Origin of the sequence: Polyangium spumosum, assembly GCF_009649845.1 — a bacterium.
GTDB classification, from domain to species: domain Bacteria; phylum Myxococcota_A; class Polyangia; order Polyangiales; family Polyangiaceae; genus Polyangium; species Polyangium spumosum.
On record NZ_WJIE01000012.1, the window covers coordinates 52,433 to 73,513 of the forward strand.

Consider the following 21,081-nt stretch of genomic DNA (forward strand, 5'->3'; position numbering starts at 1 on the left):
AGAGTGTGGGAGGTGTCTTGCGTACGTTCGAGGCACCTCCCACAGCGTGTGGGGAGTGTCTTGCGTCCGTTCGAGGCAGGTCCCACAGCGTGTGGGGGGTGTCTTGCGTCCGTTCGAGGCACGTCTCGCAGGATCCAGGAGCCTTCTTGCGTCCCCGCGAGCGAATCAGACGAGGGTGACGACGCGGGGGAGGATCCTGTCGAACACCTCCCTCTCGCGCGGCCCACCGCGCGCGCGCGTGACCGCTACAGCCCCATCTGCTTCGCGATGATCACCTTCATGATCTCGTTCGTCCCGGCGAAGATCCGCTGCACGCGCGCATCCATGTACGCCCGCGTCACCGGGTATTCGAGCATGTACCCGTACCCGCCGAAGAACTGCAAACACTCGTCGACCACCTCGCCGAGCATCTCCGTCTGCCAGAGCTTCGACATCGAGCACTCCTTCACGAGGTACTTGCCCGCGATGTGCTCCGAAATGAGCCGATCGAGGAACGCGCGGCCCACCTCGACCTTCGTCGCGCACTCGGCCAGCTTGAATTGGGTGTTCTGGAACTTCGAGATCGGCTTGCCGAACGCCTTGCGCTCCTTGCAATACGCCACCGTGTCCTCGAGGATCCGCTCCGCCGCCGCCTGACACCCGATCGCCACGACGAGCCGCTCCTGCTGGAGCTTCTGCATCAGCATCATGAAGCCCCCGCCCTCCTCGCCGAGCCGGTTCTTCACGGGCACGCGGCAATCCTCGAACACGAGCTCGCTCGTGTCCTGCGAGGGCAGCCCCATCTTGCGCAGCTTCTTGCCCTTCACGAAGCCGGGCGTGCCCGCCTCCACGACGAACAGGCTGATGCCCCGGTGCGCGTTCTCCGGGCTCGTATCCGTCTTCGCCGCCACGATGCAGAGGTCGCACAGGATGCCGTTCGAGATGAACGTCTTCGACCCATTCAGCACGTAATGGTCCCCGTCGCGCACGGCCGTCGTCGCGATCCCCGCGAGATCGCTGCCCGTCCCGGGCTCGGTCATCGCGATCGCCGTCACGAGCTCACCCGACGCGCAGCCGGGCAACCAGCGCTGCTTCTGCTCCTCCGTGCCGAACGCCTCGAGGTACGGCACCACGATGTCCGAGTGCAGCGACATCGCGAAGCCCGCGTCGTACGACCGCGCCATCTCCTCGATCACGACCACCGAATGCAGGAAATCCCCGCCGGCGCCGCCGTGGGCCGGATCGAGCCACGGGCAAAGGAACCCGCCCTCGCCCGCCTTGCGCCACGCCTCGCGGTCGACGCTCCCCTGCTCCATCCACCGCTCCTGGTTCGGCTTGACCTCACGGTCGACGAACTTGCGGAAGGATTGACGAAACAGCTCGTGCTCTTCACGAAAGAGGTTCCTGTCCATTGTAAGCAGGGGCTACCAAACCTCCCTCCGCGTGTCCACGGTTGACGCGCGCCCCCCGCCAGACGACCCTTGTCCCGAGGCCGACGCTTGTCCGACGCAGCCCCTGCCCCCGAGCCGACCATCGCCGAGCGGCTTTCTGGCCGCGAGGAGCGGATCCACGTCTCGATCGGCGCCGTCTGCAACAACAACTGCGTCTTCTGCATGGAAGAGGATCGCGACGGCCGCTACGTGAACAACTCGGCGATGACCGCCGAGCGCGTGCGCTGGATCCTCGAGCAGAACCAGGGCGCCGAGGAGGTCTGCTTCACCTCCGGCGAGCCCACGACGCGCCCCGAGCTGCCCGAGCTCGTGTCGATGGCCAAGGGCCTCGGCTACCGCAAGATCAGCGTGATGACGAACGGCCGCAGGCTCTCGCACCTGCCCTACGCCGCGTTGCTCGCCAAGGCCGGGATGAACCGGTTCTACGTCTCGATCCACGGCCACACGAAGAAGCTACACGAGGGCCTCACCCGCACCCCCGACAGCTTCGAACAAACCGCCGCCGGCCTCGCCTCCATCACCAAGCTCAAGCGCTTCGGCGTCGAGCTGCACACCTCGACGGTGATCACCGACCGCAACCTGCCGCATCTGCTCGACATCTACCGCTTCCTGCGCGGGCTCGGCGTCGACCAGGTGGTCTTCAACGTGATGCAGGCGAACGGCCGCGCCGACACCTACTTCGAGCAGATCTTCCCGCGGTACACCGAGATCGCCGCCGCGTTCCGGCGCTTCCTCGAGGACGTCGGCGAGGCCCGGCCCATGGCCTTCCTCGTGGACATCCCGCTCTGCACGACGGAGGGCGTGGCCGACTTCAACCGCGGGTACGTCGAGCGCTACCGGCACTTCGATCTCGGCGATCAGGCCAACCTGAAGGCCGCGCGCGCCCCCGAGCGCGCGGCGGACGGACGCGGCCGGGGGCTCGTCCTCGTCACGCGGCAAGATCTCGACGAGGCCGAGCGGGACAAACGGCCCGCGTGCGAAACATGCAAATACGGGCCGCAATGCGAGGGTGTCTGGCGCAACTACCTCAAGCGTTACGGCTGGGACGAGTTCGTCCCGATCGTTGGCGCTCCAAACGCTCGATGATCACCGGACGAACGTGATACCATCGGCGAAGCAGGCATGAGCGACGGCAAAAGCGAAGGACGCGGGGGGAGAGTCGAGGGATCGCCGCCCGGGAACCGCCCTCCCGCTCCGCCTCCGCCGAGGCCCATGTTCCAGAGCTCCCCGCACTCGTCGGGCCCGCACAGCCTCGGGCCCTCGAGCGTCATCGTGGGCAGCCGCAAGAGCGAGGTGCCGCCGATCCCGATGGAGCCGGAGGCGCACCGCAAGTGGCTCGCCGAGGAGCTCGAGCGGACCCGCGCGCGGCTGCTGCAGGCCGACAGGCTCGCCACGCTCGGCACGATCGCCGCGGGCGTGGGCCACGAGCTCAACAACGTCGCCGCCATCCTGAACCACACCGCGACCTTCATCCGCATGCGCGCCGCCGCGGGGCAGCCGCCGGAGCCGGACGATCTCATCGCCCTCGAGCGCGGCGTCGCGCACCTGACCGAACACGCGCGGAACCTCCTGCACCTCGGCGCGCCGAGCCAGGATCGGCAAGAGGTCCTCGACGTCGCGGCCGTGATCGCCGACGTCCTCTCGATGCTGCACGTCTCGGGGAGGACGAAGCGGGTCAGCATCATGACGCACGCGCCCAAGTCCCCCGTGCGCGTGGCCATGAGCCGGACGAAGCTCGAGCAGATCTTCGTCAACCTCGTGACGAACGCCGCCGACGCCGTGATCGAGCAGCCCCCCGAGGGTCGGCTCATCCGCATCGAGGTGAGCGAGATTCGCGAGGAGGGCCGCGCGTTTTGCCTGGTCGAGGACGCGGGGACGGGCATGGCGCCCGAGGTCCTCGCGCGTGTCTTCGAGACGTACTTCACGACGAAGCCCTCCGGCAAGGGCACGGGCCTCGGCCTCTCCGTCGTCAAGAGCCTCATCGAGGCCGTCGGCGGCTACATCGAGATCGAGAGCGAGCTCGGCAAGGGGACGGCCGTGCGCTTCGATCTTCCGCTGTCCACGTGACAGAACGTTCTTGCCGCCCGAGCGTCGCGGGCGCCATCATGGGCCCAGGTCCGTGACGTCGCACGCGTCTCCCCAAGCCTCGCCGGCGGCCGCCGTCGAACCGGGCACCCTCCTCGCACAGAAGTACCGCGTCGAGCGTGTCCTCGGGCAAGGCGGCATGGGGTACGTGGTCGAGGCCCGGCACGTCGCGCTCGACGAGCGGGTCGCGCTGAAATTCCTGCAGCCCGCGTACGCGGAGCACCACGAGGCCTCGGCGCGTTTCCAGCGCGAGGCGCGCGCGGCCGTGAAGATCAAGAGCGAGCACGTCGCGCGGGTCCTCGACGTGGCCACGCTCGAGAACGGCGCGCCGTACATGGTCATGGAGTTCCTCGACGGCAAGGACCTCGCGGCGCACCTCAAGGACGGCGTCCTCGCCGTGCCCGACGCGATCGACTACGTCCTGCAGGCCTGCGAGGCCATCGCCGAGGCGCACTCGTACGGGATCATCCACCGCGATCTCAAGCCCGCGAACCTCTTCCTCGCCCGCCGCCCCGACGGCTCGCCGCTCGTCAAGCTGCTCGACTTCGGCATCTCCAAGATGCAAGGCGCGGCCGGCGATCACGCGCTCACCCGCACGTCCACCGCGATGGGCTCGGCGCTCTACATGTCGCCCGAGCAGATGCAGGAGACACGCGGCGTCGATCACCGCACCGACATCTACTCGCTCGGCATCACGCTCTTCGAGCTGCTCGCGGGCACGCAGCCGTTCTTCGCCGAGACCTTGCCGCAGCTCTGCGCCGAGGTGCTCACCGGCACGCCGCGGCCCCTGCGCGACTTCCGCCCCGAGCTGCCCGGAGACCTCGCCGCGCGGCTGGCGCGCGCCTACGAGCGCGACAAGAACCTGCGTTACCCGTCGATCGCCGAGTTCGCCGTCGCGCTCGCGCCCTACGCGCCGCCACGATCGCAGAGCACGCTCGATCGGATCGCGCGTATGGCCGGCCTGCCGTTGCCCCTCGCCGAAGGGGCGCCCGACGCCGAGCCGCGACGTATGCCCTCCCAGCCGACGTTGCCCGCGTATACGGCCCCGAACACGCGCGTGACCGCGGAGCTGCCCGAGGGCCCGAGCACCACGCCGCTCGGGAACACGGGCAGGCGCGGCTCGGTCGTAGGCTCGACGCTCGCCTCCGCGGCGGCGCCGCCGGAGGTCGCTGCGGCGCAGACCGCGCACAAGACGATGCCGCTGCCCGTGCAGATCGCCTCCGCGCCGGAGCTGCCTGCCTTGGGGACGACGACCGCGCCGGCCATCCTCTCGCTCGCGACGAGCGCGCCGCCCGAGGTGATCGAGCCCGACCTCAGCCGCATCGAGGCCGATCTCTACGATGGCCCGCGGAGCGCGCATGCGGCCGCCGCCTTCGCGAGCGCCGCGCGCACGAAGCGAGAGCCCGAGGGAGGTCGATCCTTCCTGTTCGTCGCGCTCGGCCTCGGCGCGCTCATCGGCATCCTCATCGGCGGGCTCATCTTCGTGTTCCGCGCGAGCATGGAGTCGGGCCCCACGCCGGTGGCGACGGGGGCTCCGCAGGACAGCGCTACGATCCCCGCGCCCCCGGTCGAAGCGGAGAAGGTTGCGACGCCCGCGCCCGCGCCCGCGCCCGCGCCCGAGCAAACGGCCGCGCCGGACGCCTCGGCCTCTGCGACGCCGACGACGGCCGCATCCGCATCCAGCATGAGCGCGCCCGTGACGCCTCCACCCGGCACGAAGGCCCCGGGCAAGGCGACGCCGGCTCCGACGAGCACGACGAAGAGAGATGCGAACACCGCGCTCCAGTACCGCTAGCAGCAAGACGAGCCCGGCCCGGCTCCGCGCGGTCGCGCTCACGCTCGCGGCCGCGATCACGCTCGCGCACGCCCCGGCGGCGGCGCAGGGCGGCGACAACAAGGCCATCGCCGAGGAGGCCTTCGTGCGTGGTCGGGAGTTCATGGACCAGGGCAAACCCGCGGAGGCTTGCCCCAGGTTCGAGGAGAGCGTGCGGCTCGATCCCTCGGTCGGCGCGCTGCTCAACCTGGCGCTCTGCAGCGATCAGCTCGGCCGCACGGCCACGGCGTGGGCGCGTTACAAGGAAGCCGCGAACCTCGCGCGCGCGACGGGACAAACCGATCGCCAGCGGATCGCCGAGGAGTTCGCAGACAAACTCGCCCCCAGGCTCTCGCGCCTGCGCATCAACGTGGACAAACCCGCGGCGGGCCTCGTGATCAAGCGCAACGGCGAGGTCCTCGGGTCCGCCTTGCTCGGCGAACCCATCCCCGTCGATCCGGGCGAGCACACGATCGAGGCCGCGGCGCCCGGGTTCTTGCCCTGGTCCACGAAGGTCGTCGTCGGCAAAGATGCCGATCAGAAGGTGGTCTCGGTGCCCGCGCTCGCGGCGGCGCCGAGCGCGCGCGGGCCCGTCGACGAGGGCGGCGCGCGTGGCGCCGAGAAGAGCTCGAACGGCCTGCGCACCGCGGCGTTCATCGCGGGGGGCGTGGGCATCGCCGCGCTCGGCGTGGGCGCGGTCATGGGCGGGCTCGCGACGAGCGACGTCGGCGAGGCGGATCCGCTTTGCCCTGCGAAGAAGTGCTCTGCCGCGGGGTTCGCGCTCGTCGAGGGCGCGCAGACGAAGGCCCTCGCCTCGACGATCGGCTTCGGCGTGGGCGCCGCGGCCCTCGGCGCGGGCGTGGTGCTTTTCCTCGTCTCACGCTCCCCGGCGAAAGAGCCCGGCGCCGAGGCGGCCCGCGCGTGGCTCGTCCCCTCGTTCGGCCCGCACGGCGGAGGGGCCTCGATCCTGGGCTCGTTCTGAGCCAGGAGACCACGGACGACCCGGTCACCCGAGAGAACGACCTGCCATGGACTTCGACCTCACCGAAGAACAAAAGCGTCTCCAAGCAGCCGCGCGTGAGCTCGCCGCGCGTGACCTCGCGCCGCGGGCCGTCGAGCTCGATCGAGAGGCGCGCCTGCCCGAAGGGCTCGCGCGTCGCCTCGGCGACGCCGGCCTGCTCGGCCTCACGATCCCCGAGGAGCACGGCGGCTCGGGCGGCGACCTCGTCGCCCTCGCGCTCGTGATCGAGGAGCTCGCCGCGGCCTGCGCGAGCTCGGCCGCGCTCGTGGGGACACACGTGACGCTCGCAGCACGCGTGCTCGCCCGCGCCGGGAGCGAGGCTCAAAAACGAACGCACCTCGCCGCGCTCGCGCGAGGCGCTTCGCTCGGCGCGGCCGCGATGCCCGATCCCGCCGATCCCCTTCTCCTCTCGGCGAAGGCAAGCGACGCCGGAGGGTTCGTCCTCGATGGCGAGGCCGGCCCCGTCACCCTGGGCCGCGACGCGGACGTCTTCGTCGTGTTCGCTGCGACGAACCCGGACCCGAACGATCCGCGCCTCGTCGCGCTGCTCGTCCCGCGTGACGCGGCGGGCCTCGAGATCGTGCCCGTGGACGCTCTCGTGGGCCGACGCGCGGCGGGCGCGGCGACGCTGCGGGCGCGCGGCGTTCGCGTGGATGCGTCTCTCGTGATCGGCGCGGCGGGTGAGGGCTCGGCGCTCGCCGCGGCTGCGCTCGAGGACGCGCGGATCGCCGTCGCGGCCGAGGCCATCGGTGTAGCGCGCGTGGCCTTCGAGAAGGCGGCGGCCCACGTGAAGCGCACGCAGGATCGCGTGAAGACCCCCGGCCTGCTCGGCGCGCAGGCCCAGCTCGCCGACATGAACGTCGACATCGAGGCGGCGCGCCTGCTCGTCCTGCGCGCCGCGCACCTCGCGGATCGCGGCCACCCTTCTTCGGCCGAGCGATCCATCGGCAAGCTCTTCGCCACCGAGATGTCGACCCGCGTCGCGCACCGCGCCATGGACATCCTCGGCGCGCGCGGCGGCGGCGCGGGCGAGGGCCTCGGACGTCATCTCCGCGACGCGCGCACCACGGAGCTCGTCGAGGAGAGCAGCGGAACGCAGCGATCGATCATCACGCAAACCATGTTGAAGGGATGATGAAGAGCAACGAAAAAAGCCTGGGTTTGGGTTCTCTTCGGGCCCTCGTCGTCGCGGCCATGGCGCTACCGTCGCTCGCGGGTTGCGGCGGCGAGGTGACGCAGAACAAGCCGCCGGAGACGGGCGGGAGCGAGACGCAGACGAGCGGCGGGAATGGCGGCGCCAACTTCGAGGCCGAGATCGGCGCGCTCGATCAGGACAAGGTGAACTCCACGCTCGAGCGCGCCCAGGGCAAGCTCAGCGCGTGTTTCCACGACGGCGTGCGCCGCATCCCCTTCATGGGCGGCGAGATCCGCTTCGCCTTGCGGATCGCGCAGGGCGGCACGGCGACCGTCGCTTACCTCAAGGAGTCGACGCTCGGCGATCGCGAGACCGAGTCGTGTATGCTCGGCGCGCTGCGCGGCGCGACCTGGCCTTCGCCCGTCGGCGGCAAGGAGGGCCTCGCCGAGGGCGGCTTCTCCTTCGATCCGAGCGCCGACGAGCGCCCGCCCGTCGAGCTCGAGCCCGATCGCCTGGGCAAGGAGCTGCCCAAGGCCAAACAAGCGCTCGCCACGTGCCGCGCGAGCCAAGGCGCCGGCGCGCTCAAGGCCACGATGTACATCGACACCGACGGCAAGCCCCTCGCCGTCGGCGTCTCGAGCGCCGATCCCAAGGGCGAAGCCGCCGCCACGTGTGTGGTCGACGCGCTGCGCGGGATGAGCTTCCCGTCGCCTGGAAGTTACGCCGGCAAGGTGTCCCTCGTCGCGGAGTGAAGAAGTCTCCGGCCGAGGGGCGCCGCCCGCGTGGTCGCGCTAGGATCCGCGGGTGTGGAAGCTCATCCGTGAAGTCCTCGGCCTCCTCTGGAAGCTCGTCAAGACGCTCCTCAAGAACAGGCTCCGCGCCATCCTGAAGCGCGTCCTGCTCTTCACGCTCCTGCTCGGGGCCGTGATCGCGGTCGTCGTCTTCGTCCTGACGCGGATCTTCGTCTGAAGGCGCGCTTCAGCGCGTCGCGCTCCGGGCGATGACGATCCGCTGAATCTCGCTCGTCCCCTCGTAGATCGTGGTCACGCGCGCGTCGCGCAGGTGACGCTCCACCGCGAAGTCGCGCACGTAGCCGTAGCCGCCGTGGATCTGCAGCGCGCGCTGGCAGATGCGGTTCGCCGCCTCGCTCGCGTAGAGCTTCGCCATCGCCGCCTCGGCCGAGAACGGGCGCCCCATCTCCTTCAGCCACGCCGCGCGCAGCGTGAGCGCACGCGCCGCCTCGAGCTCCGTGCGGCAGTCCGCGAGCGACCACTGGATCGCCTCGTAGTCGCCGATCGATCGGCCGAACTGCTTGCGCTCGCGGGCGTACTGCGTGGCCTCCTCGAGCGCCGCCGTCGCGATGCCGACGGCCTGCGACGCGATCCCGATCCGGCCGCCGTCGAGCGCCATCATCGCGATCTTGAAGCCCTCGCCCTCGCTGCCGAGCAACGCGTCCGCCGGCACCTTGCAGTCGTCGAGCGTGATCGGCACCGTGTTCGACGCGCGCAGGCCGAGTTTGTCCTCGGGCCGGCCACAACGCAGCCCCGGCGTCCCGCCCTCCACGAGGAACGCGGACAAACCACGCGTCCCCGGCCCGCCCGTGCGGGCCCAGACCACGAACACGCCTGCCCACGCGCCGTTCGTGATCCACTGCTTCTGCCCGCGCAGCACCCAGCCGTGCTCGGTCCGCTCGGCCACGGTCCGCATCGAGCCGGGATCGCTGCCGGCCTCGGGCTCGCTCAAAGCGAACGCGCCGGCCGCGTACTCGCCCGCGCAGATCCGCGGCACGTGACGCTCGCGTTGCGCCTCCGTGCCGAAGCGCGCGATCACCTCCGCGACCATGTTCGTCACGCTCATCGTCACGGCCGTGGAGGCGCACGCGCGCGCGATCTCCATCATCGCCAGCGCGTACGCCACGACGCCCGCCTCGGCCCCGCCGAGCGCGGCGGGCACGTTCACGCCCATCAAGCCGAGCTCGGCGAGCCCTCGCAGGACCTCGCGCGGGATGTCCTTGTCTCGATCCAGATCCGCCGCGATGGGCCGGATCACCCGCTCTGCGTAGTCGCGCGCCGTGCGCAGGACGAGCGCCTCGGTCTCGTTCGGCTCGAGGTCCATGGTCAGGCCGTTACTGGCACTTCTGCGTGAAATCGCAAGGATCGCCGCCCGCCGCCGTCACGAGCAGGCTGTACTGCGTGCACGTCCCCTGGGCCCCGAGCTTGCGGTAGACGCGCACGTAGTACTTCGTCGAGTTGTCGTTGCAGTGCGTGGGCTGCGCCCCGGTGTTGGAGCAAGGCGCCTCGCCCTGGAGCCCGTCGGCCGACTTGCCGTCGACGCACCAGTCGTACGACGTGATCCCCACCCCGCCGCCCGCGGGCGTATCCGTGCACGCGTCGCCGCGGATCACGTCGATCACGAACTCGTCGTTCGGCGTCGGCGACACGAAGTCGATGCTCACGTGGTACGAGTTCGTCACGTTGCCCTCGGCCGTGTCGACCGTGTCGAACGACCACACGTCGACGTCACCCGCGCCCCCGAGCGTGCCCGTGATCGTGATGCTGCTCCCGCTCGTGTCGCTCACGCTGCCCGCGGGCGTCGCGTTCATGCAGAGGTCGTTCGGCTCGCCCATCTCGACCGGACACGTGCAGCCGTCCGCGATGGGGCCGGGCGGGTAGGCGGACCAGCCGGGCTCGCACGGGCCGAGCTCGCACTTGCCTTGCTCGCTGCAAGCCCACGACGCGTGCGGCGGCACCGGCCCCTCCGCGCTGCAGAGCTCGTTCGGCTCGCCCTCGTCGATCGCCCCGTCGCAGTCGTCGTCGATGACGTTGCACGCCTCGGCCGCGGGGACCTTCGCCGTGCAGCCCTCGAAATTCCCCGACTCGCCGTTGCACGTCTCGACGCCCACGCAGGTGCCGAACTGGTTCGAGTTCGAGCAGCCCTTCTCGACGCCGTCCCGCTTCTCGTCGCACCGGCACGAGAACGGCACGTTGGGCACGCAGAACTTGTAGGCCTGCCCCGGCGGCGGCTTGGTCGTCCCCGCGTCGGGTGCGCCGCCGCCCGCGCCTCCCGCGCCTCCCTCGCCGCCCGCGCCGCCGCCGCCCGCGTCGTCCCCCGCGCCTGCGTCCGGCACCTCGCCGCCCTGCGTCGGCGGATACTTCGCGCCTTCCATGCACGTGAAGCCGTTCGGGCACTCGCCGTCCGTCGTGCAATCTCGCGCGCAGAACTTGTCTCCCGCCGGCGCCGTCAAGCACGCGTCCGAGGGGTTCGAGCATTGCAGGAACGTGACGCACGGCCGGCACTGGGCGCCGAGGTCGGGCACGCAGATCGAGTCGCCGTTGATGATCGCGCAGTACGTGCCGTCGGGACAAGCGGGCGGGCAAGGCACCACGCAGTACTTGTTCGGGCCGACGTTCGTGCACTCGCCCTGCTCGCAAGGCGTGTCGTCGTCACAAGGGCCGCCGATCTGGCCCGGAGGAATCCCTCCGCCGCCCTCGCCGCCCGCGCCGCCGCTGGCGGCGCCTCCCGTGGGTTCGACGTGATTGCCCTGCGCGCACGCCGCGAACAGCGCGGCGACGAACGACCCGATCAAGACGATCCGCCCATGGTAACGGTGCCCCAAGCTCATCGGACGGCGCCTCCTCGACGACACGAACCTGCCCCGACGCGGGTGGCCCAAAATGGCTCTTCCCTCCCGCGCAGAGGGCTCCGCCAGGTTAAATGTTTTGCACACCGGGCGTCAAACGCGTAACTGGGAACTCGCCACGGCTCTGCCGCCCCCGCCATGACTCGCGCCCCTGCTCCCAGGCCCCCCGCGTTCGTCCACGGTGCGCCGTGCGCGGGCCTCGTCGCCCTCGCAGCGCTTTCGGGGTGCACGAGCGCCAAGACCGAGCCGACGCCGAGCCCGAGCCCCGCCGCAGAGCTGATGCCCCCGGCGCCCCCCGCCGCCGCCCCCGCGCCCGCCCCCGCTTCGGCGTCCGCTGCCGCCGCACCCGCACCCGCGCCTGCCCCCGCGCCCGCGGCGCCGCGTATCTGGTCGAAGGGTCGTTTCGCCTGGATTCACCCCCAGCCCGGCGCGAGCCGCGCCTGGCTCGGCTACCTCGCCCTCGGCAGCTCCGTGCCGCTCAAGGGCGGCAGCGTCGAGGCCGCGCAGGTCAAGGGCTTCGGCGGCTGCGACGCCTGGTACGCCGTCGAGCCGCGTGGTTACGTCTGCGCCGGCGCCGCCGCGACGATCGACGAAAAAGACCCGGCCGTGGTCATCCTGCGGCGCGACGCGGCCGACGTGAGCTCGCCCTGGCCCTACCAGTACGGCGAATCCATCGGCGCCCCGCGTTACGACCACATCCCCACGCGCGCCGAGCAACAGGCCGTCGAATGGGACCTCGAGCGCCACGAGGCCAAGGTCGAGAAGGCCCGCGCCGCCGCCGGGGATCCCGAGGCGATCGCCGCCATCGACAAAGCCCTCGTCGGCGTCGACCTCGCCCCCGCCGGCGAAGGCCCGCCCGAGCTCTTGCCGTTCGGCCCACTCGTGCGCGAAGCGCGCAGGTCGGTCCAGCTCGGCTCGACGATCGCCTTCGTGCGCTCGTTCGAATCCGGCGGCCGCACCTTCGTGCTCACGGCCGACCAGGCGATCATCCCGAAAGATCGCATCAAGCTCTACCCACGCTCGACGTTCCACGGCGTCACACTCGGCGAGGACGTCAAGCTCCCGCTCGCCTTCTTCCGCCAGAAGCCTCGCGCGAAATGGAAAACGGGCGACGACGGGAAGCTCGTGAAGACCGACGAGACCTTCCCGCGCCTCGGCTGGGTCGGCCTCACCGGCGCGAGGATCGAGCAGGACGGCAAAACGTTCGTCGAGACGAAGGAGAGCGGCGTGTACGTCCTCGCCGAGGACGCGCAGATCGTCGAGGCCGTCACCGAGGCGCCGTGGCTCAAAGCCAAGGACCCATCGACGAGCAAATGGGTCGACGTGCGGGTCCTGAATGGGACGTTCGTGGCTTACGAGGGCCTGCGCCCGGTGTACGCGACGATGATCTCCCCGGGCCGCGGCGGCGTCCCGTATCCGGGGATCGATCCGCTGAAGACCGCGTCCACGCCCGTCGGCCTCTTCCGCGTCGACGGCAAGTTCCGCACGGCGTCGATGGTCTCGAGCTCCGACGAGAACCTCGTGCACGCCGAGGTGAACTGGGTCCTGAACTTCAGCGGCCCCCACGCGCTGCACGGCGCCTACTGGCACGACGCCTGGGGCGAGCCGAAGAGCGGCGGCTGCGTGAACCTCGCGCCGATCGACGCGAAATGGGTCTTCGACTGGACCGACCCTTCGGTGCCGGAGGGCTGGCACGGCATGCGCGCCGTGAAGGAGTTCGGGCAGAGCACGATCGTGCGGATCCGCCGGTAGCGTCGCGCCGGGGCTTCACCCCGGACCCGACGAGGGGCTGTCCGCCCCTCGACCCGGACCAGGGCAAGCCCTGGACCTCTGGTGCATCGACCGCGTTGCGGTCGATGCAAAGGGAGTTCAGCGGGGGATTTCGAGGAAGGCCTTCGCGAGTTGCATCGCCCGCTCCGGGTCCACCATGTTCAGGTAGGCGATCTTCCCCTGCAGGTACGCCTCGAAATGGGGGATGTTCTCGCGGTTCTGCGTAGCGAGGCCGGTCTTCTTCGCGGCGTGCAGGATCGCGCGGAGCTTGCGGACCTCCTCGCGCGGCATCCCGAGTTTGTCGTTCACCACGATCCCGGTGACCTCTTGCCGGCCGCCGGCGTGTTGCACACGACCCTTCTTCGGGTTGATGGCGAAGCCCTCCTCCTGCACGATGTGCCGCACCCGCGCGAGCAGGATCCCGAGGTCGCTCCGGCCCTTCTTCTGGCCACCCTTGCCGTCGTCGATGAGCTCGTTCGCCGCGGAGAACGTGAGGTCGTCGGCGTACCGCGTGTACGTCCAGCCCATCTTCCGCGTCATGCCCGTGAGGCGCCGATCGAGCTTGCGGGCGACCAGGTTCGATATCGCCGGGCTCGTGCACGCGCCTTGCGGCAGCCCGCGCTCGCCGACGGCCACCCAGTACGTCGTGCCGTCGTAGACGACCTTGCGCCGCGGCGACTCCGTGCAGAGCAGCGCGAAGATCGTGGCCACGGCGGGTGAATACCCGATCGATACGAAGAGCCCGCGGACGCGGCCGAACGTGATCGTCGGGAAGAAGTCCGACAGGTCGAGGTTCACCACCGTCCCCCGCCCGAGGTGCGCTCGCGCATTCGTCACCGTCGAGCGGCCCTTGACGAACCCGTGCGCCTCGCTCTCCACCGAGAGCTTCGCGAGCACGTTCTGGAGGATCCATTGCTGCACCTTCGCGAGCGCCTCGTGCGGGGCCGAGAGCAGGCGCATGCCGCCCGAGCGCTTCGGCACCTCGAAGTACACGTAATGCGGCTTCTCGACCGCGTCGTTGTGGTAGCAGAGCCAGCGCAGGCGCGGGATCGGAAGCGCGAGGGCCTTCGCGACCTCCGCGGGCGTCGACAGCAGGGGCAAACCCTGCTTCTGCAGCGCCTCGACGTTCGCGCGACGATCCCCGAGGCTGCCGGACACGCCGCGGCCGAGGAAGATGATGTCCTCGGCGCGCCGCCTGGCGACGTCCTCGGCGCGCTTCTTCTTGCGCTCGGCGGCGAGGCGCTTCTTCTCGGCCTTGCGCTCGGCCTTCTGGCGACGGAGCTCCTCGATCGCCTCGTCGGCCTTCTTGCGGGCCACGACGGTCGCCATACTCGCGGCCTCGTGGTGCTTGAGCCAGAGATCACCGACGCGGTGGATCTCCTCGATCTGCGGCTCCGTGAGCAAGCCGCGCAGGATGAGGCCTCGATCGATCAGCGCCGTGCGCTCGTCGCTCTGCGGCGGGATCGTGTCCACGCGCCCGATCCACGCCGTCTGGTACGGGTTGATCTTGAGCGCGCGCTTGCGCATCTCGTCCGCCGACAAACCGAGGATCCCCGACGTGTCGTACGGGTCCTTCGGCTTCGGTTTGTCTTTTTTCTTCGCAGGCGTCGCCGCCGCGGCAGGCGCGGGGTTCGTCGTGGTGAACGTCGCGACCGCGCCGCCCGTCGTCGTCGACTTCGTCGACCCCGCCTGCGGTTTGTCGCCCTGATCGTTTTTCCCGGGCTCGCCCTCGCCGGGTTTGCCGGTGCCGATGAAGGACTTGACTTTGTCCCAGAAGCCCACGGCAACTCCCGCTAGATCGAGGTTGCAACCACACGCATCACCCGAGCGTTCGGGCGCGTGATGGATCCATCGTTCGACGCGCCGTCCAGCCCTCCAAGGAAGCCCGTCCGCCCGACTACTCGCCTAGGACCACGACCGATCACCGAGGCCCTAGGCCCCCTACCTGCATCCAGACCCATGGGTCCGCTGAGTGGATGCAGGTTGGGGGCTTTAGGGCCCAAAGAACATCGGGCGCGGGGACGCATGGGGGAACGAACTCCGCCACGGCGGAACGCCGCAGCATGGTGGGCTCGGGCGGACGGACCTCCTTGCAAGGCTGGACGCGAGCGCGTCGAACGAGACGACAACATTTCTACAACGATTTCCTACCCAAAAGCCAGGCCAGACAGAGCACCGACGCGCGTTCGGCGCGGAACCGATCCGCGATGCGCTTCACCTCCGCGAGCACGTCGGGCGGCAACGCGAGCCGCTCTTCCACGGTATCGCTCGGGCTCCTCGTCGTGAGCGCGCGCGCGAGCGTGGCGTCCGCCATCGAGATCGCATTCGTCCACGATCGCGCCGACTGGATCTGCGGCATGGCCACGTCCCACGCCTCCTCGAGCACCCGCGACACGGTGGTGTTCTTGCGATTCGCCACCTTGCGGAGGTCATTGAGGATTGTGATCGGGATGGAAAAGCCCTCGCCCGACGACCACTTCGACACCTTCGGCGGCTCGGGCGCGGGCTCGGGCGCTCGCATCTGCGGGAGGGCCCGGCTCGAGAGGACCATCTTGAGCGCCAGCAAATGCCGGCAAGGCCCGGCGCGCAGGCCACTCTTGTAGAAGTACGAGCACGAGCACTTCGCCTTCTTGATCGCGAGGTCCTCGTCGAAGATCGCCTCGCACCCCGTGCCCTTGGCCTTGCCGACGACCGCGCGCCGGCCGTCCGCGAGCAGCTCGTCCCGATCGATCGTGACCGCGTTTGTCCTGACCATCGCGCGGCCCTCGACGAGCTCCGGATGCTCGGGCCCGATGAGCGCCTCGCTCAGCACGGAAGGCATCACCTGCCGGTAACGATAGACGCGATCGGCGTGGTCGTAGATGAGCTGCCCGCGCTTCGCGAGCGCGTGCAGCGCGGGCACGAGGTTCTCCTCGGAGGCGCCCGTCGCCGCGGCGATCGCCGGTAAGGTCGCGCGTTGCTCGCTCTGGAGGAACCTGTCCGCCTGCTGCATGGTGCGCACGTCCGGCTCCCACGCGCCCGCGAGCAGATCGAGCCCCGAGCCGCTCGTCCAATCGTTGGTGGTCCAGCCGCTCAGCGCGAGCACGAGGCGCATGTCGCCCATGTGCGCGATCCAGATGCTCGGCAGGCCCGATCCGAGCAGCCGCACCTCGACGCGCTCGCAGAGCGGCAGCACGCGAGCGAGCGCGAAGAGCCGCCGCCGGCCCCAGATCTTCACCTCCTCGGTCCGATCGTGCACCGAGGGCGCCGAGCGATACGGCCCGAGCTTGCCGCTCGATCCATCGCCGCCGATCTCCAGCCCGCCGTCGTAGACCGGCCCGCGCGACGGGATCTCGATCCCCCACGGATCGAGGATGATCTTCGGCGCCTTGCCCGGCGTGAGCACGAAGCGGATGCAACGCGGCCCGCTCTTCTCGCGGTGGCGCTTCAGGTGCGCGAGCATCGCGTACACGACCTCGACGGGCAGATCCACGCGGCGGCTCGGCAAGCACGTCGAGGCCTGGATCTGGCCGAAGCCCCGCAGCCACGAGGGAGGCAGGTCGATCTTCTCCTCGCGGTAGTCCGCCAAACCCTCGACCTTCACGTCGAAGCCGGCCGGATCCACCGAGAGGCGCGTCTTGCGGTAGCTGCGCAGCGTCTGGAAATGCTCGTAGAGCGCGATCGAGTAGTCGACGTTCGTCGTGCCGAGCCCCGCCTCCTGCGCGCCCACGAACGAGCCGCGGTCCACGGACAAACAGCCGTAGCTCGACTCGTCCTTGGAGAAACACTCGAAGAAGACGACATCGGGCGCCACGGTCACGACCGGATCACAAGGCACGAGGTGGCGGAAGAGCTCGGGATCGTTCCGCGCGAGCTCGTTCGCCCACTTGACGCGCGCGTCCCAGTAGAGCCGATGCATCTTGCGGAAGTCTTTGTCCAGGTTCGGCGGGATCGGCTCCTTCGCGAGCCGCGCCATCTCGGCGCGCTTCGCCTGGTCGAAGAACTGCGCCTTGAGCTCTCGCTCGCGCTCCTCCTCGGCCTTTTTCCACGCCTGGTACGCGGTCTTGTCCTTCTTCCGGAACTTGAGGTCGCCGACGACCACGTCGTGCAGCGCGCTCATCGCCTCGCGGAAGCGGATCGCGTCCTTGAGCTCGGCGTCGAAGAAGGTCTTCGGCCGCGCGAGGTTCGGAGAGAAACGCACGAGCAGGCTCTGCGCCGCCCCGAGCACGCCGCTCTTGCCCAGATAACGGAGATCGACGTTCACGCCCTCTCCTCCTGGAAGAGCGAGAGCTCCGGCAACTTGCGCCCGATCGCGCTGCGCAGCGCCGGCGCCTGGAAAGCCGCGCGCGAGACGGCCGCGAGCGCCGCGCGACGCTCCGGAGGCCGCACGCTGCGCAGCGCATACCCGAGCAGCCCCACGAGCGGCTCGGCCTCGTTCGGGTGCTCCACGATACGCGAGGCGATCTGCCCGAGCGCCGTGCGCTTCTGCTTCGATCCGCGGTGCACCGCGAGGATCGTGGTCGCCCAGATCCGCTCGAGCGTCGCCGGGCCGAGCGCCTTCTCGCGCTGGACGAGGTGCGCGAGGAGAAACGCGCGCACGTCGTCGTACGGGCTCTCCGCGAGCGCCGACCAGAGCGCCGGATCGTCCTTGAAGCGCACGTCGCGCTCGAAGAGCTGGAGGGCCTCGCGGCGCACGTCCTCGTAACGCGCGTCCACGAGGTCACGGACGTGCGTCATGCGCGCTTCCTTGGCGGTCGAGAGGGTCGACACGACCCACTTCGCCGCGGCCTCTCGCGCGCGCGGCGCCCGCGCCGTGGCGAGCTTCAGGATCGCCTCGATCGACTTGATCCCGGCCGTCTTCTTGCTCATGGCCCAGTCGAGCCCGAGCTCGGCGACGGGCGCGATCGGCGAGCACGCGAGGTCGACGCACTGCTCGAGCGTGAGCCGCGCGGGCGTGACGTGCTTCTTGATGGCCTCGCAGAGGAAGCCGAGCGCCGTCGGGTTGTCGATCTGGAGCAGCTCCAGCCACTCGGCCACCGTGAGGCTCGAGATGCCCTCGGCCGTGCGCAGGAGGTCGGCCGCGAAGATCTGCACCTCCTCGTTCGGGCTCGCGATGAGCGGGCGCAGGCGCGCCATCGTGAGCGTGCCGAGCTCCCGCGTGTAATTCGCCTTGAGCCACGCCACCGCGAAGGCGCGCACCGTGCGGCTCTTCGCCGTGGTCACGAGCGCGAGCACCTCCTCGAAGCAGCCCGTCCACGCCTCGGGCCAGAGCGGCGCGGGCTCGAGCTCCGCGAGCGAGTGATCCTTCGCCACGCGGATGCCGTCCGCTTGCCGATCGATCGCCGGCGAGCCGTGGTAGAGCACGTGGAGCAGGCTCCACGCGTCGAGCAGGCGCTCGGGTTTGTCCAGGTGGTCGTCGCGGTAGAGCACGAGCGCCTTGCGGATCGCCTTGCCGTACCGGACGGGATCCTTGCGGCCGATGTCGCGGAAGTACCGGAGCACGCGGCGGCGCAGGTAATTGCGCGTGGCCTTCGAGAAGTGCGGCGACGTGTCGTTGCGGCCCCAGTAGCGGGTCGGGTGTTTGCCCGTGCCCACGAGCACGCGCACCTTCGAGGACTGCCGGCTCGACCAGTCGTAACGCGACTTCTCCACGAGCTTGCGCTCCACGAGCCGGTCGAAGGCCACCATGAAGTGGCCGACGAGCTCATCGTCGCGGGCCTTCTCGGCGAGCTTGAAGAGCGCCTTCACGAGCGGCCGGTGGTGCGGCCTGTCGCAGCCGTCGGCGATGTACGCGACGAGCGTGCGGCGCGCGAAGGGCCGGCCGTCCTTGAACCAGCGATCGGCGAGAGCTTTGAGCTTCTTGCCGGCCGTGAGCGAGAGGACCTCGTCGACGAAACGGTCGTCACCCGCCTCCCAGTATTCGTCGAGGAGAAGGTTCGATCCTGCCCGCGTGCGCGCGTTCGCCATGCGAAGGCCGAGACGATAGGCAAGACGGGAGCGTGAGGTCAAGGGGCACGCTCACCCACGCCCCTCCCTCGCCCTCTTTGTTTTCTCGGTCTCCTCGCCCTCCTCCTCACCGCCCCGACCGTTTCCACCCCGGCTCCCATTCTTCCACCCGAGCGTTCCGCGTTGAGCGTGCGTCGCCGATCCTTTACGGTGTCGACATGAGAGCGCTTCCATTCTCTTGCACGCTTGCCATTCCCCTCGCCTCGGTCCTCGCCGTCACCGGCTGCGGCGGCGACGGGGGCGATACCGGTCTCTTCACGCCCACGTCGAGCTCGAGCAGCGGCGCGTCCGTGGGCGGCGGCGGCGGCGCCGGCGGCGAGGGCGGCGCGGGCGGCGGCGGAATGGGCGGCTCCGGCGGCGACGGCGGAATGGGCGGCTCCGGCGGCGCGGGCAGCGGTGGAATGGGCGCGGGTGGCGGCGGAATGGGCGGCTCCGGCGGCGGCGCGCCGATGTGCGCGCCGGAGGGCCCCTTCGACGGGGCGCCCGTGGAGGCGGCGCCGGGGCAATGGACCTGGGTGCCGGTGCCCGAGGCGAAATGCAGGAACGGCAGCGCGACCGGCTTCGGCGTCCGCATCAACCCGGCCTCGACGAAGCTCGTCATTTTCCTCGAGGGCGGCGGCGCTTGCTTCAACGGGACCACCTGCAACCTGAACCCGAGCTCCTACGGGCAGGGCAACTTTGACGGCTGGAAAAACGGCGGCGGTCAGAACGGCATCTTCAACACGACGAACGACGCGAACGCCGTCAAGGACTGGAGCTTCGTCTACGTCCCCTATTGCACCGGCGACGTGCACGCCGGCGACAACACGGCCGACGTGCCGGGCCTCGGCGCGCCGAAGGGCCAGCAGTTCGTCGGGTACGCGAACATCGGCCATTACCTGAAGCGCATCATCCCCACCTTCAAGGGCGCGACCGAGGTCCTGCTCACGGGCGTGAGCGCAGGCGGGTTCGGCGCGTTCTACAATTACGATCGCGTCGCGCAGGCGTTTTGCCCCACGCCCGTCGCGCTGATCGACGACTCCGGCCCCCCGATGACCGACACCTACATGTCGCCCTGCCTGCAGCAGCGCTGGCGCGAGCTCTACGGATTCGAAAAGACCCTGCCCGCCGATTGCGTCGAGTGTACCCTGCCGAACGGCGGCGGCCTCTCCAATGCCTGGACGCTCTACGGGCAAAAATACCCGGATGCCTCGCTCGGCCTGCTCTCCTCCGACAAGGACAACACGATCACGCAGTTCTTCGGGTACGGGAAGAACAACTGCTCGAACATCGACGGCATCTTCCCGTCGGCCCTCACCGGCGCCGAATACACCGCGGGCCTCAACGAGCTGCGCGAGAGCTTCCTCGAGCCCTCCCCCGCGTGGAGCAGCTATTACGTGAGCTCCACGACCCACACCTACCTCGGCGGAAGCGGGTATTACAACACCACCGTGCAAGGCGCGGCCTTGACCGACTGGGTGGGCGGCATCGTCTCCGGCGCGCCGGCGGTCCACGTCGGCCCGTAACGAAACGGCATAAGCAGGAGTTTTCCGCTCTTGCCGAATTTTCCGGGTGCCCGAGGCGGCGGCCTGGACTATCTTCCGCGCCATGAACAGCACGCGCCCTCCCTTTTTCCGCCGCGTCGCGGTCTACTGCGGTTCCTCCGGCGGGGTCGGGACCCATTACCTCGACGCCGCCCGCGCAGCCGGCGGCTACCTCGCCGAGCGTGGCATCGATGTCGTGTACGGCGGCGGCCGCGTCGGCATGATGGGCGCCGTCGCGGAGGGCGCGCTGATCAAGGGCGGCAAGGTCTACGGCGTGATCCCCGAGAAGCTCAAGAGCCGCGAGCTCGCGCACGAGGGCCTGACCGAGCTCTTCGTCGTCGACAGCATGCACGCCCGCAAGACCATGATGGCCTCCCTGGCCGACGCCTTCATCGCCCTGCCCGGCGGCTGGGGCACGCTCGAGGAGGTCTTCGAGGTCGTCACCTGGTCGCAGCTCAACTACCACAAAAAGCCCGTCGGATTGCTCAACGTGCGCGGCTACTACGACCACCTCGTCGCGTTCCTCGATCACGCGATGGCCGAGGGCTTCATCCGCCCCATTCACCGCCCGCTCTGCGCGTCGGCCGATACGATGGACGTGCTCCTCGATCGCCTCTCGAAGCTCCAGATCCCCGACATCGGTCGCTGGATCGAGAAACCTTGAGCCACGCTTGAACCG

At 69.9% G+C, this 21,081-nt stretch carries 16 protein-coding genes; 10 read left to right on the forward strand and 6 right to left on the reverse strand.

Translation table 11 applies throughout. From position 1 onward, the window contains the following. Nucleotides 1-245: 245 nt before the first annotated feature. Complete coding sequence (locus tag GF068_RS32125; protein WP_153823343.1) at nt 246-1,391, reverse strand: acyl-CoA dehydrogenase family protein; 1,146 nt, start codon at nt 1,389-1,391, stop codon at nt 246-248. A gap of 87 nt (nt 1,392-1,478) precedes the next feature. On the opposite strand from GF068_RS32125, the gene hxsC4 reads away from it, so the two are divergent. The 7 genes from hxsC4 to GF068_RS32160 all read left to right on the forward strand — a co-directional run bounded on the left by hxsC4 (nt 1,479) and on the right by GF068_RS32160 (nt 8,453). Continuing rightward, complete coding sequence (hxsC4, locus tag GF068_RS32130; protein WP_153823344.1) at nt 1,479-2,516, forward strand: radical SAM protein HxsC4; 1,038 nt, start codon at nt 1,479-1,481, stop codon at nt 2,514-2,516. Between the two features lie 126 nt (nt 2,517-2,642). Continuing rightward, nucleotides 2,643-3,497, forward strand: a complete 855-nt coding sequence (locus GF068_RS32135) for a sensor histidine kinase (protein ID WP_153823345.1) — start codon at nt 2,643-2,645, stop codon at nt 3,495-3,497. A 52-nt stretch (nt 3,498-3,549) separates the two neighbouring features. Next, nucleotides 3,550-5,310 (forward strand): protein kinase domain-containing protein, encoded by a 1,761-nt coding sequence (locus GF068_RS32140; protein ID WP_153823346.1) that lies wholly within the window; start codon nt 3,550-3,552, stop codon nt 5,308-5,310. Beyond that, nucleotides 5,282-6,310 (forward strand): tetratricopeptide repeat protein, encoded by a 1,029-nt coding sequence (locus GF068_RS32145; RefSeq protein ID WP_153823347.1) that lies wholly within the window; start codon nt 5,282-5,284, stop codon nt 6,308-6,310. The genes GF068_RS32140 and GF068_RS32145 overlap by 29 nt, the downstream gene beginning before the upstream one ends. A 46-nt stretch (nt 6,311-6,356) precedes the next feature. After that, complete coding sequence (locus GF068_RS32150) at nt 6,357-7,484, forward strand: acyl-CoA dehydrogenase family protein (RefSeq protein ID WP_153823348.1); 1,128 nt, start codon at nt 6,357-6,359, stop codon at nt 7,482-7,484. After that, a complete protein-coding gene (locus GF068_RS32155; protein ID WP_240807717.1) occupies nt 7,481-8,236 on the forward strand; it encodes an AgmX/PglI C-terminal domain-containing protein in 756 nt (251 codons plus the stop codon). The genes GF068_RS32150 and GF068_RS32155 overlap by 4 nt, the downstream gene beginning before the upstream one ends. A 52-nt stretch (nt 8,237-8,288) precedes the next feature. Further along, on the forward strand, nt 8,289-8,453 hold the full coding sequence (locus tag GF068_RS32160) for a hypothetical protein (RefSeq protein ID WP_153823349.1): 165 nt from the start codon (nt 8,289-8,291) through the stop codon (nt 8,451-8,453). A gap of 9 nt (nt 8,454-8,462) precedes the next feature. On the opposite strand, the gene GF068_RS32165 is transcribed toward GF068_RS32160, so the two are convergent. Both GF068_RS32165 and GF068_RS44520 read right to left on the reverse strand, forming a co-directional pair. Continuing rightward, complete coding sequence (locus GF068_RS32165) at nt 8,463-9,599, reverse strand: acyl-CoA dehydrogenase family protein (protein WP_153823350.1); 1,137 nt, start codon at nt 9,597-9,599, stop codon at nt 8,463-8,465. A 10-nt stretch (nt 9,600-9,609) separates the two neighbouring features. Continuing rightward, on the reverse strand, nt 9,610-11,106 hold the full coding sequence (locus GF068_RS44520) for a hypothetical protein (protein ID WP_153823351.1): 1,497 nt from the start codon (nt 11,104-11,106) through the stop codon (nt 9,610-9,612). Nucleotides 11,107-11,262: 156 nt separating this feature from the next. On the opposite strand from GF068_RS44520, the gene GF068_RS32175 reads away from it, so the two are divergent. After that, nucleotides 11,263-12,876, forward strand: coding sequence for a L,D-transpeptidase (locus tag GF068_RS32175; RefSeq protein ID WP_153823352.1), 1,614 nt, complete (start codon nt 11,263-11,265; stop codon nt 12,874-12,876). A 117-nt stretch (nt 12,877-12,993) separates the two neighbouring features. Here the strand turns inward: GF068_RS32175 and GF068_RS45600 are convergent, their stop codons facing one another. The 3 genes from GF068_RS45600 to GF068_RS32190 form a co-directional block, all read right to left on the reverse strand. Then, the gene (locus tag GF068_RS45600; RefSeq protein ID WP_338046658.1) at nt 12,994-14,676 is read right to left on the reverse strand and encodes a reverse transcriptase family protein; all 1,683 of its coding nucleotides are present in this window, start codon (nt 14,674-14,676) and stop codon (nt 12,994-12,996) included. A 352-nt stretch (nt 14,677-15,028) separates the two neighbouring features. Further along, the gene (locus tag GF068_RS32185; RefSeq protein WP_338046659.1) at nt 15,029-17,137 is read right to left on the reverse strand and encodes an SWIM zinc finger family protein; all 2,109 of its coding nucleotides are present in this window, start codon (nt 17,135-17,137) and stop codon (nt 15,029-15,031) included. Further along, nucleotides 17,134-18,840: a hypothetical protein gene (locus GF068_RS32190; protein ID WP_153823353.1), complete on the reverse strand. Its 1,707-nt coding sequence runs from the start codon at nt 18,838-18,840 to the stop codon at nt 17,134-17,136. Before GF068_RS32190 ends, GF068_RS32185 begins: the two co-directional genes overlap by 4 nt. Before the next feature lie 197 nt (nt 18,841-19,037). Here GF068_RS32190 and GF068_RS32195 point away from each other — a divergent pair, with 197 nt between their 5' ends. Then, nucleotides 19,038-20,384, forward strand: a complete 1,347-nt coding sequence (locus GF068_RS32195) for a pectin acetylesterase-family hydrolase (protein ID WP_153823354.1) — start codon at nt 19,038-19,040, stop codon at nt 20,382-20,384. Nucleotides 20,385-20,466: 82 nt separating this feature from the next. Next, nucleotides 20,467-21,066 (forward strand): LOG family protein, encoded by a 600-nt coding sequence (locus GF068_RS32200; RefSeq protein WP_153823355.1) that lies wholly within the window; start codon nt 20,467-20,469, stop codon nt 21,064-21,066. Nucleotides 21,067-21,081 lie beyond the last annotated feature (15 nt).

Bases quoted from the DNA above. Each gene is read 5' to 3' on its own strand.
- GF068_RS32125 (WP_153823343.1), bottom strand. From the start codon at position 1,391: ATGGACAGGAACCTCTTTCGTGAAGAGCACGAGCTGTTTCGTCAATCC.
- GF068_RS32135 (WP_153823345.1), top strand. From the start codon at position 2,643: ATGTTCCAGAGCTCCCCGCACTCGTCGGGCCCGCACAGCCTCGGGCCC.
- GF068_RS32145 (WP_153823347.1), top strand. From the start codon at position 5,282: ATGCGAACACCGCGCTCCAGTACCGCTAGCAGCAAGACGAGCCCGGCC.
- GF068_RS32150 (WP_153823348.1), top strand. From the start codon at position 6,357: ATGGACTTCGACCTCACCGAAGAACAAAAGCGTCTCCAAGCAGCCGCG.
- GF068_RS32155 (WP_240807717.1), top strand. From the start codon at position 7,481: ATGATGAAGAGCAACGAAAAAAGCCTGGGTTTGGGTTCTCTTCGGGCC.
- GF068_RS32165 (WP_153823350.1), bottom strand. From the start codon at position 9,599: ATGGACCTCGAGCCGAACGAGACCGAGGCGCTCGTCCTGCGCACGGCG.
- GF068_RS44520 (WP_153823351.1), bottom strand. From the start codon at position 11,106: ATGAGCTTGGGGCACCGTTACCATGGGCGGATCGTCTTGATCGGGTCG.
- GF068_RS32175 (WP_153823352.1), top strand. From the start codon at position 11,263: ATGACTCGCGCCCCTGCTCCCAGGCCCCCCGCGTTCGTCCACGGTGCG.
- GF068_RS32190 (WP_153823353.1), bottom strand. From the start codon at position 18,840: ATGGCGAACGCGCGCACGCGGGCAGGATCGAACCTTCTCCTCGACGAA.
- GF068_RS32195 (WP_153823354.1), top strand. From the start codon at position 19,038: ATGAGAGCGCTTCCATTCTCTTGCACGCTTGCCATTCCCCTCGCCTCG.
- GF068_RS32200 (WP_153823355.1), top strand. From the start codon at position 20,467: ATGAACAGCACGCGCCCTCCCTTTTTCCGCCGCGTCGCGGTCTACTGC.